Below are 14,882 nucleotides of genomic sequence, written 5' to 3'. Positions count from 1 at the left end.
TCAGTACTTCGGCATGTTGTCGAAGTTGAAGCCGATGGCCTCCAGCTGTTCGCGGCCTTCGGGGCGAATCATGTCGAGCGTCCAGCGCGGCTGCCACGTCCAGTCGATGCGGAACTCCTCCACCAGGCCGGCCAACGTCGAGGCGCATTCGTCCTCGAGCAAGTCGGTCAACGGACAAGCGGGAGTCGTGAGGGTCATCGTGATGATGGCGCGCCCTTTTTCGTCGATCTCGATGCCGTAGACCAGACCCAGATCAATGACGTCGATGCCGAGCTCGGGGTCGATGACCTGATGCAGGGCTTCACGCACGTCGGCGGCCGTGGCCTTGCCGATGTCGTTGAAGGAAGTCAGCGGGATACCGGTTTCGGTGTCCTTGACAGTGTTGCCGACCGATTCATCCTTGGTTTCAGCCTTAGCGGAATCCGTTTCGTTCTGTTTGTCGAACTTGTCGAGCGAACCCACCGCCTGCGGATTGGCGACGGCCGCCACACCCTTCTCCTCGCTGCCAAGCGTTTTGACCGCCGAGTCGAGAATCGAGGATTGCGGTGTCGGAACGAGGTTGTCGTTACTGGCCATGTTGTCTCCTACTGTAATGAATCACCAATCATTATGTCATCTATTCCATGCGTCGGCGCAAGCGCATAGCATAATCGTATTATTCCCGGATTGCGAACCGTGAATACACGTCTGTGGCCCGCGTTTTGTCGCCAAACGCTTGGTGGCTTAGCGTGCCTGACGATTTTATTTATCCGCCGCCAGCGCCTTGGCGAGTGAATCCTTGAGGCCGGCCCAGCCCAGCAGCGCACATTTGATACGCATCGGGTATTTCGAAACGCCCTGGAACACCACGGCATCACCCAACGCCTCTTCATCGGCATCGTTGTCAAGCCCGGCGCCGCGTGATTTCATGAGCTTCTGGAACACGCCCTCAAGCTGCATGGCTTCCTCGACGCTTTTGCCGTCGACCAGATCGACCATCATCGACAGGCTGGCGGTGGAGATGGAGCAGCCGCTGCCGTCCCAGACAAGGCGCTCGATCTTGTGCGGCTCGTCCTGTGAGACCTCGACATGCACGGTCACCTGGTCACCGCAGGTCGGGTTGAACTGATGGGATTCCCCCGGCGTGCAGTACTCGTGGCTGGCTCGCACCGTCGTTTCGCCGGTATCGTTGCCTCTACTCGGCTCCTTCGTGACGTCCTCGGCAAAATGCTCTTTGCCGTGCGGATGCTTCGAGGCGTCAAGAATGACCTCCTGATACATCTGCTCGAGATCGTCACCGCTCATACCAAAATCACTCATTGCTCACACCTCAAAGAACGCACGGACCTTGCCGGCCGTTTCGACTACCTGCTTGGCTTCCTCGACGGTATTGTACACGGCGGTCGAGGCGCGCGACGAGGCGAACAGGCCGAAATGACGGTGGACGGGCTGAGCGCAGTGGTGGCCCACGCGCACGGCGATGCCCTGCGCGTCGAAGAACTGGCCGACGTCATGCGGATGCACGCCTTCGACATCGAAGGAGATAGTGCCGATGCGGTCCTTGGTCTCCACCGGACCGAGCACACGGAAACCTGGGACATCGTTCAACTTCAAAAGCTCGGCGGTGATGGCCTTCTCATGTTCCTCGACGTTTTCCATGCCGATCTGGCGCATCCAGTCGGCGGCCACGCCCGCGGCCACGACCTGCGCGACCGGCTGGGTGCCAGCCTCGAAGCGTTCAGGAGGCGCCATATACTGCGCCGGCTTGTCCAGCCACGCCAGTTCGACCATCGACCCGCCGAAGCTGGCCGGCGGCAGGGCTTCCAGCAGTTCGCGCTTGCCATATAGGAATCCGGCACCGGTGGGGCCGTACATCTTGTGGGCGCTCCACGCCGCGAAATCGACGTCCATCTTATGGAAATCAATCTTGAGATGGGGCACGGACTGGCAGGCGTCGAGGATGACGATGGCACCGACCTCATGCGCGCGCTTGACAATAGGCGCGATATCAGTGATGGCTCCGGTGACGTTACTGATATGGGTGATCGCCACGATCTTGGTGCGCTCGGTAATCACTTCGTCGGCAGTATCCGAACGAATCCGCCCGTCATCGGTCAAATCGAACCACTTGAGCGTGGCACCCGTACGCAAAGCCAGCTCCTGGAACGGCAGCAGCACAGAATGATGTTCGGCTTTGGAGACGACGATCTCGTCGCCGGGACCAACGGCAAACCGCTTGGCGGCCGCTCCCCCACGTCCAAGCGAGGCGTTGCCGATGGCGGTGGCCAGCAGGTTGAGCCCCGCGGTGGCCCCAGCAGTGACGACGACCTCTTCCTCGCCCTCTTCATAGTTGGCGCCGACCAGCTTAGCCACTTTGGCGCGGGCCTCCTCAAAGGCGACGGTGCTGCGCGAGGCCAGTTCATGGGCCCCACGGTGCACCCCAGCGTTGATGGTCCTATAGAACTCCGACTCCGCATCAATCACGCACTGCGGCTTCTGCGCGGTCGCCGCCGAATCAAAGTACACAAGCCGATGCCCATGCACCTCCTGATCCAAAATAGGAAACTGTTCCCTAATCTTCAAAAAGTCGACCATACTGCCTTCTAACTGTATAAACATTCGACTCCCGCGGCGGGCCGGGATATACAATGTTCGACACGCTCTGGGCTTCGGCGTAAAGCTTTCAGTCCTGTGGACTGAAAGTAGCCGAAGTGAGCGCGATGTATCGAGCGCGAAGGTAAAATCCGAAGATTTTACCGGCCGAGTCTTTACGGTCGAACATCGCATATCCCGCCCCGCCGCTCTTAACGTATCCAACTCCACGATACTCAAAAAGAGAGAACTCTTAAAGAGCGTTTCGCGTCGATTAAAACAACTGAACCAAAATGAAACCGCTCAAGCGCAGCTTGCAGATTTCGATACTCGATGTATCGAAATCTTCCAAAGCCCTTCAAAATCAACCTGATGAACTAATGCTACATAAGCGGATTGGGGAAAATATGCGATGCCGAGGAGTAAAGCTTGGCCTACCGGCCTGGAGGGTTCCGAAGCATTGTATTTTTTCCCCAATCCGCGACCAACCGCTAAAAGCAAGCTAAACAAAATCTCAGCAACAACCTAAAGCGATCAATCGGAAAGAATCACGCCATAGCCGATTCGGTAGCCCCTTCCGGCAGATACTGATCATACCCAGTCTCTTCCAGTTCATCCGCCAGTTCAGGTCCCCCAGTCTTGACAAAGCGTCCACCCGCAAACACATGCACGATATCCGGCTTGATATACTTCAAAATCCGGGTGTAATGCGTGATGAGCATGATGCCCAGCCCAGTGTTCTCCTTGGCGCGGTTGACGCCTTCGGAGACGATGCGCAACGCGTCGACGTCGAGGCCGGAATCGGTCTCGTCCATGATGGCGAACTTCGGCTTCAGCAGCTCCAGCTGCAGCACCTCGGCACGCTTCTTCTCACCGCCGGAGAAGCCCTCGTTGACGGAACGGGAGGCGAACTTCTTGTCCATCCTGAGGTTCTTCATCGCGGCCTGCAGTTCCTTGGTCCAGGTGCGGATGGCCGGGGCCTTGCCGTCGACCTCGGTCTTGGCGGTGCGCAGGAAGTTGGTCATGGAGACGCCGGGCACTTCGACCGGGTACTGCATGGCGAGGAACAGACCGGCCTTGGCACGTTCGTCGGCGGTCATCTTGAGGATGTCCTGGCCGTCGAGCAGGGCCTCGCCGGAATCGACGAAGTACTTGGGGTGGCCGGCCAGCGTGTAGGCCAGCGTCGACTTGCCGGAGCCGTTGGGGCCCATGATGGCGTGCGTCTCGCCGGAGTTGACGGTCAGGGTCGCGCCCTTCAGGATCTGCTTGCGGCCTTCTTTGGTCTCCACCGATGCGTAGAGATCCTTGATTTCCAATGTAGACATTTACTTATCCTCCAATACCGCTTGCATATCGGCGCTTTCACCGCGCGCGAGCCTACGGTCTATGACATTCATAAGGTGTTCGGCGATGCTGGGCACGCCGATTTGTTCGATCAGGTCGGCGAAGAAGCCGCGGACCACGAGCTTGCGGGCCTCGGATTCCGTGATGCCTCGCGACTGCAGGTAGAAGAGCTCCTCGTCGTCGAAATGACCGACGGAGCTGGCGTGGCCGGCACCGATGATGTTGCCGTTTTCGATCTCGAGGTTCGGCTCGGAATCGGCTATCGGCCCAGGGGTCAGCACCAGGTTGCGGTTGAGCTCGTAGGAGTCGGTGTTCGGCGCCTGCGGCTGGATGAGCGCGTTGCCCACCCATGTCGAATGCGCGTCCTTGCCGTCCAGCGCTCCCTTGTAGACCACACGGGACTTGCACTCCGGGTAATTGTGCACCACCATCGTGCGATGCTCGAGATGTTGGCCGGCTTCTGCGAAGTAGATGCCGAGCATATTGAGGTCACCTTGCGGCCCGCCGAACTCCTGATCCATGCGCAGACGCACGATGTCGCCGCCGAGGGTGACCACGGCGTGACGCAGCGAGGCGTTGTCGCCGACGTGGATGCGCTGGTTGCCGACGTGCTTGGAGCCCTTGTCCCACTCCTGCACGAAGGTCGTGGAGACGTGGGAGTCACGCCCGGTGATGATTTCGACACCTTCGGCCAGGCGGGCCTTACCCTGGTGCCGCACAACGATGTCGCCGTGCGTGCGGTCGGCTACCTGAAGTACGAGATGGAGCGCATCGAGATCGGTTCCGTGTCCTTCAACGTCAACCAAAACCGGTTGATCCAGCTCGCCGGAGACGGTGACGACGACGGTCTTGCTGCCGCTGTTCCATTCGACGGCCGAAACGCGGTCGTTCGGCTTCATAACAGTGCCGGAAGGCGCCTGCTTGCGCTCGACAACCGACGTGGTCACCTTGCTGCCGTCGATCGGGCTACCGTCGATATTGCTGACGGTGACCTTGGTTTCGCCGCTTGGGGTGAAGACGTCGAAGAACTCGCTGATGCGATCAAGCGGCGTATAGCGCCAGTCCTCCTGCTTGCGTGTCGGATTTTTGAAGTCGTCCACCATAAACGAGCGGGGCTCGTTGTCGGCGCTGGACGGCATCGCAGCCGGCACCGCATAGGGATCATTGGGATCCGCTACTGGGATATTCACTTCTTGTTCGGCCATCGATCAGCCCACCGATCCTTCCATTTGCAACTCGACAAGCCTGTTGAGCTCCAACGCGTATTCCATAGGCAGCTCACGGCTGATCGGCTCGACGAAACCGCGCACGATCATGCCCATGGCTTCCTTCTCTTCAAGCCCGCGGCTCATCAGGTAGAAGAGCTGGTCTTCGGAGACCTTGGAGACGGTCGCCTCGTGCGCCATCGTCACGTCGTCCTCGCGGATGTCGACGTGCGGATACGTGTCGGAACGCGAATAGTCGTCGACCAACAGTGTGTCGCAGACCACCGAAGAGCTCGAGCCCTTGGCGCCATCGATCACCTTGACCAAGCCGCGGTAGGCGCAGCGTCCTCCACCGCGCGAGATGGACTTGGCGACGATGGTGGAGCTGGTGTGCGGAGCCAGATGAATCATCTTGGCGCCCGTGTCCTGATACTGGCCCTTACCGGCAAAGCTCAGCGACATGGTGGAGGCCTTGGCGTAGGGCTCGGCCAAGATGCAGGACGGGTATTTCATGCTCGCCTTGGAGCCGATGTTGCCGTCGACCCATTCCATGGTGCCGCCCTCTTTGACGTAGGCGCGCTGGGTGACGAGGTTGTAGACGTTGTTCGACCAGTTCTGCACCGTGGTATAGCGCACGCGGGCGTTCTTGCCGACGATGATCTCGACATTGGCGGCGTGCAGGGAGTCGGTCGCATAGATCGGGGCCGTGCAGCCCTCGACGTAGTGAACGTAGGAGCCTTCCTCGGCGATGATCAGCGTGCGTTCAAACTGTCCCATGTTCGGGGTGTTGATGCGGAAGTAGGCCTGCAGCGGGATGTCGACGTGAACGCCTTTAGGGACGTAGACGAACGAGCCGCCCGACCATGCCGCCGTGTTGAGCGCCGCGAACTTGTTGTCGTCATAGGGAATGACGGTGGCGAAGTATTTACGAACCAGATCCGGGTACTCGCGCAACGCGGTGTCCGTATCGGTGAAGATCACGCCTTCCTTCTTCAGGTCGTCCTGGATGGAGTTGTAGATGACCTCGGACTCGTACTGCGCCGCCACGCCGGAGACCAGACGCTTCTTTTCCGCGTCCGGAATACCCAGCTTGTCGTAGGTGGTGCGAATATCCGTAGGCAGGTCGTCCCAGCTCTTGGCGGGCTTGTCGATCGGCTTGACGTAATACTTGAAATCCTCGGCATGGAATTCGGAAAGGTCCACGCCCCACTTGGGCATCGGCTTTTCGATGAAGGAACGATAGCCCTTGAGCCTCATGTCGAGCATCCACTGCGGTTCGCCCTTGTCGGCGGAAATCGCGCGGACGACATTTTCGTCGATGCCCTTCTTCGCGGCTTCACCGGCCGCATCGGAATCGTGCCAGCCGTAGTTGTACTCGCCGAATTCCTGGATGATCTGGTCATCCTGTTTGATCTTATCCTCGTTGACACGTTCGCGATCAGCCACATACTGGCTCATCTCCGTATCAGACGCGGCGTTTGGTGTTGGTTTTTCTGCCACCGTACGCTGCCTCCCATCATTGACTACACTCACCTACCAACGTAACAGAATCGTGGCCGGATTACTAGAGTCCAGCTGAAATCACCGACGTTAGCGAAAGTGATTTACTTCACAATTTATAAAAAGTGCCGTAGATAACACGTATACAAACAAAGGACCCTGAGCGAACAGGATCCTTTGCATATCAGCGCAATACGCCACTATCACCGATGGCGATCACCACAACTCAGTCTTTGGAGATCTCGCCGTTCTTCCGCGCTTCCTGATGCTGGAGAGCGGCGCCGACCAGACCCTTGAACAGCGGGTGCGGCTTGGTCGGGCGGGACTTGAACTCGGGGTGCGCCTGCGTGCCGACGTAGAAGGGGTGCACGTCCTGGGGCAGCTCGACGAACTCGGTAAGCTCGCCGTCCGGGCTCTGACCGGAGATCTCGAGGCCGGCCTCCTGCAACGCCTTCTTGTAGGCCACGTTGACCTCGTAACGATGGCGATGGCGCTCGGTGACGTTCTTCGTGCCATAGAGCTTCTCGACCAGCGAGCCATCCTTCAAGACGGCGGGATAGGAGCCGAGACGCATGGTGTGGCCCATGTCGGAGTTGGCCAGGATGTCCTTCTGTTCCTCCATCGTGGCGATCACCGGGTTCTTGCAGCCGGGCTCGAACTCGGAGGAGTCCGCGTCCTCGAGCTCGAGGACGTCGCGCGCATACTCGATGACCATGCACTGCAGGCCGAGGCACAGGCCCAGTGCGGGCAGCTTGTGCTCACGGGCGTAGCGCAGCGCGCCGATCTTGCCCTCGATGCCGCGAATGCCGAAGCCACCGGGAATGATGATGCCGTCCATGTCGCGCAGCTCGGCGTCGGCTCCGGCCTCGCTCTCGCACAGGTCCGCAGCGACGAGCTTGACGTTCGCCTTCGCGTAGTTGCCGAAACCGCCGGCCTTGACGGCCTCGATGACGGAGAGGTAGGCGTCGGGCAGGTCGATGTACTTGCCGACGATGGCGATGTTGACTTCCTGCTTGGGATGATGCACGCGCTCCAAGAGGTCGTCCCACTCGGCCCAGTCGACGTCGTGGACCTGGACCTCGAGGGTCTTGCAGACGTAGGCGTCGAGGCCTTCATTGTGCAGGATCTTCGGCACATCGTAGATGCTCGGGGCATCCACGCAGTTGACCACGCCGTTCTCGTCCACGTCGCACATCAGGGAGATCTTATCCTTGATGGACTGGTTCAACGGGCGGTCGCTGCGCAGCACGAGCGCGTCCGGGGTGATGCCGAGCTGGCGCAGGGTCATCACGGAATGCTGGGTCGGCTTGGTCTTCAGCTCGTGGGCCGCCGGCAGGTACGGGACCAGGGAGACGTGCACGAACATGCAGTTGTGGGGTCCGAGCTCGCGCTTGACTTCGCGTGCGGCCTCGAGGAAGGGCTGCGACTCGATATCGCCGACGGTGCCGCCGATCTCGGTGATGATCACGTCGACGTCGTCCGCGGCCTGGGCACGCATGCGGCTCTTGATCTCGTTGGTGATGTGCGGGATGACCTGGACGCACTGGCCGAGGTACTTGCCGGCGCGCTCCTTCTCGAGCACGGACTGGTAAATCTGGCCGGTGGTGACGTTGGCCTTCTGGGAGAGGAAGACGTCGAGGAAGCGCTCGTAGTGACCGATGTCCAGATCGGTTTCGGCGCCGTCTTCGGTGACGTAGACCTCACCGTGCTGGAACGGGTTCATCGTGCCCGGGTCCACGTTGATGTAGGGATCGAGTTTCTGCTGCAGAACGCGCAGACCGCGGCTGCGCAGAAGACGACCGAGAGAGGATGCTGTCAGACCCTTACCGAGGGATGAAACGACGCCACCGGTGACGAAAATATGCTTGGTGACATGCCCATGGGAACTATCATTTGTATCTTTGACCATGGAACTTCAGTCTATCAGCGCCTATTGACCCGGCGTGTTCGTAAGGCTCGGCCCTCATCAACCGATAAAACAACCGAAATTCGCCATTACAGCGACTTGGATGACGACGTTTGCCGAGCCCGGCAGCAATCTGTGAGCAAGGCTACTTATTCAGCCTTGTCGGCCAGCAGATGGGAGACGGCGTCGAGGGCGAGCTTGTAGCCGTAGAAGCCCATGCCGGTGATGGTGCCGGTGGCAACCGGGCTGATGACGCTGTACTTGCGGAACGTGTCGCGCGCCGAGGGGTTGGAGATGTGCACTTCCATCAACGGCAGGCCGGCGTCGGTGACCATCTTGGCCGCATCAGAAAGCCCGTAGCTGTAATGGGTGAATGCCGCCGGGTTCATCACCACCGGGGTCTGCTCGTCGACGGCGCGGTGCATCCAGCCGATGACCTCGGCCTCGTCGTCGGACTGGCGGACTTCGACCTCGAGGCCGAGCGCATGCCCCCATTCGGTGCAGTCCTTGCGCAGGGTCTGAAGGTCCTGACGTCCGTAGATATCCGGTTCGCGCACACCCAGACGTCCGAGATTCGGTCCGTTGACAACGATTACCTTGGTCATGATGATTGTCCTTTTGTATGGTTGAAATATTAAAACGCAGGTCGGCGCATGCGTTTTCGGCAATGGCGAATAGCGGTATTCCTCAGCACCTATTCCGCGACCCGCGCATGGCTTAGTTGCGGATACGCTTAAACGCCTCGACGAGCGCATCCATCGGCGGATCCTCGAGATGCATCGGATGGCCGACGCCATCGAGGATGACGAAACGCAAGGTGTTGCCGCGCGCCTTCTTGTCCTTGTGCATCAGCGCCAGCACATCATCCCAATTGCCGCCATCCCACGAAATCGGCAGACCTAGCGAGGAAAAGATCGAACGGTGCAGACCGACGGTCTCCTGGTCGATATGGCCGAGGATGCAGGAAAGTTCCGCCGCGTAGACGCAGCCGACGGCGACGGCGTTGCCGTGACGCCAACGGAAATGCTCGAGTTTCTCGATGGCATGGGCCAGCGTGTGCCCATAATTGAGGAATTCACGCAGCCCTGCTTCCTTCAAGTCGTTGGAGACGTGATAGGCCTTGACGCGCACCGTGCGTTCGATGAGCTCGGCGACCACATCCTCAAGCGGCGTTCCCAGAAAATCGTCGCCATCGAAGTGTTTCAGCTCGTCGGCATGCTCTTGCAAGATGTCAAGAATCTTGGCGTCACAAATGAATCCGGACTTGGTGACCTCTCCGAGCCCTTCGGTGAAGATGTCGCGCGGCAGGGTCTTCAACGTGCGCAGGTCGGCGAGCACAGCGGCAGGCGTATAGAACGAACCGACCAGGTTCTTGCCTTCGTCGGTGTTGATGCCGGTTTTGCCACCGGTCGAGGCGTCGACCATTGCAAGCAGCGAGGTCGGGCAGTTGACGTAGCGAATGCCACGCATCCAGGTAGCGGCGATGAAACCGGCCAAGTCAGTGGCCGCTCCCCCGCCAAGGCCGACGATGGCATCGGAACGGGTGAAACCTATCTCCCCGAGACGTTTCCAGATGGTTTTGGCCACGTCGATGGTCTTGCCTTTTTCCGCGTCGGGAATGACCATGTCGTAGACTTCGTAGCCGGCCTGACGCAACAGGGCACGCGCCTGGTCGGAATGACGCTGCACGGGCTGTGTGTGAATAAGCGCGACGCGCAGCACCTCGGTGCCGAGCACATCCGACAAACGGTTCAACGTGCCTTCGCCGATACAGACGTCATAAGGCTCGATGCCCGAACCGGTGACATGGATGATGCGTTCCTGAATCATATTGCTCAGCTTCCTTGCCGCCACGCGCGGCGTCGAACCATGGGTGTGCACATGCAGATTGGCGATCTCGCGGAACACGGGATCGCGCTCGTCGAAGAGCTTCAGCCAACGCTTGTTCGCGTCGCCGTTGAGCATCGGTCGGTTGCCGCCGCGCGAGGCGCGTTCCATGGCCTCGTGTTTGTCGGCCTCGAGATAGACCAGTTTGCCGCTATCGGCGATGTAGTCGGCCAAGGCCTTCTGCGTGGACGGTGTCATCGGAGCGCCGCCGCCCAAAGCCAATAGGCCGTCAAACGACTCGAGCAGATCCGCGATGACTTCGGCCTCAAGCTTACGAAACGCAGGTTCTCCATATTTTTCGAAATATCGGGGAATCTTCATGCCGGTTTCATGTTCGATCTCGATATCCGCGTCGGCGAAATCGACACCGAGCATCTGCGCCGCCTCGCGCCCCACGCGCGTCTTGCCGGCACCGGGCATGCCGATGACCACGGCAAGCGGACGATGACCACTCATAGCGAGCTTCCCCTCTGCATTCGCATTCTTCCTTCTCTCATTGTTGAACCGGTTCACTGCCGTATCATCGTGCCGGCCTTGCATATAGTCGCGCACAGCCGGCACTTTGGTCGTGTTATTGCTAGATATCGTTATAGATGCGTTTCAGCGTCTCAGCGCATGTGCTCCGGCCACGAATCGAGGTAATTCCGTGCGTTACGACGCGTCTCCTCGACACTGTCGCCACCGAACTTCTCAATGACGAACCCGGCCAGCGTCAAGCGCACCATGGCTTCGGCGACCACGGCCGCGGCAGGAACCGCAGTGGTGTCGGAACGCTGGTTGATGGCCTTGGCCTCCTCGCCGTTGGCGACATCGACGGTACGCAACGCGCGTGGAATGGAAGGAATCGGCTTCATCGCGGCCCGCACACGAATCGGCTGTCCGTCGGACATGCCTCCTTCAGTGCCGCCGGAACGGTTGGAATACCGACGGATATGGCCCTTGTCGTCCACGAACATCTCGTCGTGGGCCTCGGAACCGAATCTGTCGGCCTCGAGGAACCCGTCGCCGACCTCGACGCCTTTGATCGCCTGGATGCCCATCAATGCGCCAGCCAGAGCGCCGTCAAGTCTGCGGTCGCTTTCGACATACGTGCCCAACCCGGCGGGAACACCGTAGGCGATGACCTCCACCACGCCGCCGAGCGTATCCGCCCGGGCCTTGGCCTCATCGATCTTCGCCATCATCCGCTTCTCGGCATCCTTGTCGAGCGTGCGCACCGGTGAGGCGTCGAGCGCTTCCACATCGGAAGGCGTCGGCATAGGGGCGTCGGCTCCGATTTTCTCGCCGCCGAGCGCGACGACATGGGCCACCGTGCGAATGCCGACGGACTGTTCCAGGAATTTCGCGGCCACTTCTCCCAACGCCACGCGTGAAGCCGTTTCGCGGGCGCTGGAACGCTCGAGCGCGTTTCGGGCGTCATCGAAACCGTATTTGCGCATGCCGGTCAGATCGGCATGTCCCGGACGCGGTCGGGTCAATGGCTCGTTGCGTCCGGTCGGGGGAAGCTCGTGGTCAAGCGGGTCGGCGCTCATCACTTCGGTCCACTTCGGCCATTCGGTGTTGGCGATCTCGATGGATACCGGCGAACCCAGCGTCTTTCCGTGGCGTACCCCGGTCAACATACGCACCTTGTCCTGTTCGAACTTCATGCGCGCCCCGCGGCCGTAGCCAAGACGCCGCCGCGCCAGTGCATCCACGACATCCTGCGAGCGCACCTGGACCCCTGCCGGAAGCCCTTCGATCATCGCGACCAGCGCTTCGCCGTGCGACTCCCCTGCCGTCTGCCAACGCAACATGCTTCACTCCTTGTCGAACCTTGACGAGCTGGAACTCAAGAAACCTTGATTTTTTCGCTTTTTCGCGCTTTCCATTCGTCAAATAACGGGTTTATGCACTATCTTACCGATATGGCCTACATTGCTGCACTGCCGAGTCTGCTCTGCGGACTGGCTCTGGTTGTCGAAGACATCCGTCGTTTTCGTGTGCCCAGAACATGGGTGCTATTGGGAGTATTGAGCCAATTCGCGGTCTTCTTCGTCCTCGCCATCGTCGAACGCGATCCCGCCGAAGTCCTGCTGCCGCTCGGATATGCGCTGTTGTCGGCTGCTATCCAGTTCCTGCTTTCGCGTCTGAAGCCCGGCGCCCTCGGATTCGGAGACGTCACCGCCTCGTTTCTGGTCGGCCTTGCCGTCGGCTCGTTCGGACTGATGCCCTACCTCTATTGGTGGCTCACGATGGGCGTCCTAGGATTGCTCTGGCTCCTCCTCTGGCCCAGAATCGTCAAGCCCTCATTCCCCACCAACTCACCAAAAGCCCCCTTCGTCCCTGTCATCGTATTCGCAGGAATTCTTGCAGCACTTTTGCCCGCTATATAGCCGCCTTGGCTAAGTTCTATTTAGTAAGTTGCGTTGAGTGGTTGGTCGCGGAGTTGGGGGAATATACAATGCTTCGGCACCCTCCAGGCCGGTAGGCCAAGCTTTACGCCTCAGCATCGCATATTCCCCCAACTCCACTCATGTAAGTTAGAAATCTTACGTAATGAGAATATTTTTATACCAGCATAAGTGGATTTGCCGGGATATGCGATGATCGGGCATAAGACACGGCCGAGCAAAATCAAAGATTTCGCCTTCGCGCGAGTCACGCGCTCACTTCGCCTAAACGGAGCCCACAGGGCTTCGTTCTTAACGGCTCAGCCAAGGAGCGTCTCGAGCATGGTATATCCCAGCAAATCCACGACCAACCGCTAAAAGTAACTTAATAGAAAACTGGGCCACAGATAAACGATAAAATTTAAAAAATAGCTCAGTTGGCGTTTTGGTTTTGGGTTTTGTATTCTTCGCGGATCTGGTTGAATTCGTCTTGGGTGGCGACGAACTTGGTCTCGCCGGTCTGCAGATTCGTGGTGACGAAATAGAGCCAATCACCCGGGGTCGGGTTCATGGCGGCCTGGATGGCTTCGTCTCCCGGCGAGCTGATCGGGGTGGGCGGCAATCCTTTGTTGATGCGGGTGTTGTAGGGGTCCGAGGCATCGCCCAGCATAGCGTCGGTCAAATCGCTCGGTTTGACGTTGGCTCCATAAGCGACCGTCGAATCCATGCCCAGCGGCATATCCCCGTCGATCCGGTTGATGATCACGCGCACGACCTTACCGTAGTATTCCGTACGGTTCACCTCGGATTCGGCGATGGAAGCCATGTTCAAGATGGTTTCGCGCTGCGCTCCCGAAGGCACGTTCAGTTTGTTGAGTTTGGCCACACGCTTGTTGACGATCGATTTCAGGATCGAAGAAGCAGTGCTGCCTTTTTTCTTCACGTCGTAGACGCCGGGTTCAAGCCAGCCTTCGAATTTGCCGCCGGCCTCCGCGGGAAGGATCCCCTGTCCGCCGCCGTTGATCACCGCGTCGAACTGCGACCGGTCGATGCCGGAAAGCTGTACAGCTTGCGATATGACGTCTGCGCTGCGCTCCCCGGCCTTTACTTCCAAGAACCCTGTAGCCTTGGTCCTGTCAGAGAGAATTTTCACCGCGTCCATAGACGACATATGTTTTTTGAGCTGGTACGTGCCCGGGTACAGCGTGCTGTTGTTGGCCGCAACCGTGCTCACGAACGTATCCGCATTCTTGACCACGTGGGCTTTGACCAGATGAGCTGCAATGGAGGCGACGCCCTCACCGGTCTCAACGGAGAACCAGATCTCACCGGTTCCAGGCCCCTGATAATCGACGGAAACCTCCTGCTTTTTATCGGCACCGAGATGGTGGGACACCGCTCGTATACCGAAGAAGTCGCCACAACCCACGACAATCAGGGCCACGACGATGATTGCCGCGATGCTCATCCGCCGACGACGCCGCCGCATCCTGCGCTGACGCATTTCGTGTCGCGACTGAGCAGGGGGCCTTGGCGGCTGGGCAGGCGAAGAGGAACCGGTGGAATCGACCCACTCGGCGTTCGTGTCGAAAAGCTCGTTGAAGTCTTCTGGCATGAATTCCCTCTCTGCTTGCGCATCGTCAGTTACGCGTGTCCAAAGCCGACTGGAGGATAACAACCGCCGACTGCTGGTCGACCACCGGCCTATGCTTTCTGCTTTGAACGCTAGCTTGGCTCAACTGGTGGTGTGCACTCACCGTGGTGAGACGCTCGTCCTGAAGTACTATTTCAGGAACCTTGTCTATTTTATATTCCTCGCTGTGGACGGCGGTGTCCAACCTTTTGGTCAGATTCGCAGCCCATCGTCTGGCTTTTTTGGCGCTTTTCCCCACTTCCCCGCTCAGCAGGAGCGGCAAACCTACGACGACCTTATCGACATCGGCATGCTCGTCGATGAAGTCCACGACCGCATCCAAAGCGCGGAAGGAATCGCCGTAGGCTTGGATATTGCCTTCCGGGTGCGCCAACGTGAGCTCAGGGTCGCTCAAAGCCAAACCGACCCTGGCATCTCCCAAATCGACACCCAACCAAGTCAAC

13 protein-coding genes are annotated in these 14,882 nt (G+C 59.2%); 1 reads left to right on the top strand and 12 read right to left on the bottom strand.

All coding sequences use genetic code 11. The features are described 5' to 3' along the window. The 10 genes from OZX75_RS02315 to aroC all read right to left on the bottom strand — a co-directional run bounded on the left by OZX75_RS02315 (position 1) and on the right by aroC (position 12,209). A complete protein-coding gene (locus OZX75_RS02315; RefSeq protein WP_277146640.1) occupies positions 1 to 576 on the bottom strand; it encodes a metal-sulfur cluster assembly factor in 576 nt (191 codons plus the stop codon). 165 nt (positions 577 to 741) lie between these two features. Then, positions 742 to 1,299 (bottom strand): Fe-S cluster assembly sulfur transfer protein SufU, encoded by a 558-nt coding sequence (sufU, locus tag OZX75_RS02310; RefSeq protein ID WP_277146639.1) that lies wholly within the window; start codon positions 1,297 to 1,299, stop codon positions 742 to 744. 3 nt (positions 1,300 to 1,302) lie between these two features. Beyond that, positions 1,303 to 2,574, bottom strand: a complete 1,272-nt coding sequence (locus tag OZX75_RS02305) for a SufS family cysteine desulfurase (RefSeq protein ID WP_277146638.1) — start codon at positions 2,572 to 2,574, stop codon at positions 1,303 to 1,305. Between the two features lie 545 nt (positions 2,575 to 3,119). Continuing rightward, on the bottom strand, positions 3,120 to 3,896 hold the full coding sequence (gene sufC, locus OZX75_RS02300) for a Fe-S cluster assembly ATPase SufC (RefSeq protein ID WP_277146637.1): 777 nt from the start codon (positions 3,894 to 3,896) through the stop codon (positions 3,120 to 3,122). Beyond that, positions 3,897 to 5,120 carry a Fe-S cluster assembly protein SufD gene (gene sufD / locus OZX75_RS02295; protein ID WP_277146636.1) on the bottom strand — a complete coding sequence of 408 codons (1,224 nt, stop codon included), beginning with the start codon at positions 5,118 to 5,120 and terminating at the stop codon, positions 3,897 to 3,899. 3 nt (positions 5,121 to 5,123) lie between these two features. After that, positions 5,124 to 6,578, bottom strand: a complete 1,455-nt coding sequence (gene sufB, locus OZX75_RS02290) for a Fe-S cluster assembly protein SufB (protein ID WP_277147350.1) — start codon at positions 6,576 to 6,578, stop codon at positions 5,124 to 5,126. A 268-nt stretch (positions 6,579 to 6,846) separates the two neighbouring features. After that, the gene (gene pyrG, locus OZX75_RS02285) at positions 6,847 to 8,529 is read right to left on the bottom strand and encodes a CTP synthase (protein ID WP_277146635.1); all 1,683 of its coding nucleotides are present in this window, start codon (positions 8,527 to 8,529) and stop codon (positions 6,847 to 6,849) included. Positions 8,530 to 8,675: 146 nt separating this feature from the next. Continuing rightward, the gene (locus OZX75_RS02280; protein ID WP_277146634.1) at positions 8,676 to 9,131 is read right to left on the bottom strand and encodes a type II 3-dehydroquinate dehydratase; all 456 of its coding nucleotides are present in this window, start codon (positions 9,129 to 9,131) and stop codon (positions 8,676 to 8,678) included. Between the two features lie 112 nt (positions 9,132 to 9,243). After that, the gene (locus tag OZX75_RS02275) at positions 9,244 to 10,869 is read right to left on the bottom strand and encodes a bifunctional shikimate kinase/3-dehydroquinate synthase (RefSeq protein WP_277146633.1); all 1,626 of its coding nucleotides are present in this window, start codon (positions 10,867 to 10,869) and stop codon (positions 9,244 to 9,246) included. 152 nt (positions 10,870 to 11,021) lie between these two features. Then, on the bottom strand, positions 11,022 to 12,209 hold the full coding sequence (aroC, locus tag OZX75_RS02270) for a chorismate synthase (protein WP_277146632.1): 1,188 nt from the start codon (positions 12,207 to 12,209) through the stop codon (positions 11,022 to 11,024). Between the two features lie 93 nt (positions 12,210 to 12,302). Between aroC and OZX75_RS02265 the strand changes: the two genes are divergently transcribed. Further along, positions 12,303 to 12,788 (top strand): peptidase A24, encoded by a 486-nt coding sequence (locus OZX75_RS02265; protein WP_277146631.1) that lies wholly within the window; start codon positions 12,303 to 12,305, stop codon positions 12,786 to 12,788. 430 nt (positions 12,789 to 13,218) lie between these two features. Here OZX75_RS02265 and mltG read toward each other — a convergent pair whose 3' ends face one another. Next, a complete protein-coding gene (gene mltG / locus OZX75_RS02260; protein ID WP_277146630.1) occupies positions 13,219 to 14,400 on the bottom strand; it encodes an endolytic transglycosylase MltG in 1,182 nt (393 codons plus the stop codon). A 25-nt stretch (positions 14,401 to 14,425) separates the two neighbouring features. Beyond that, the gene (gene ruvX / locus OZX75_RS02255) at positions 14,426 to 14,881 is read right to left on the bottom strand and encodes a Holliday junction resolvase RuvX (protein WP_277146629.1); all 456 of its coding nucleotides are present in this window, start codon (positions 14,879 to 14,881) and stop codon (positions 14,426 to 14,428) included. Position 14,882 lies beyond the last annotated feature (1 nt).

The organism is Bifidobacterium sp. ESL0800 (assembly GCF_029395355.1).
Classification (GTDB): domain Bacteria; phylum Actinomycetota; class Actinomycetes; order Actinomycetales; family Bifidobacteriaceae; genus Bifidobacterium.
The sequence above is the reverse complement of the archived record's forward strand: the minus strand, read 5'-3'. Positions and strand labels throughout refer to the sequence as shown.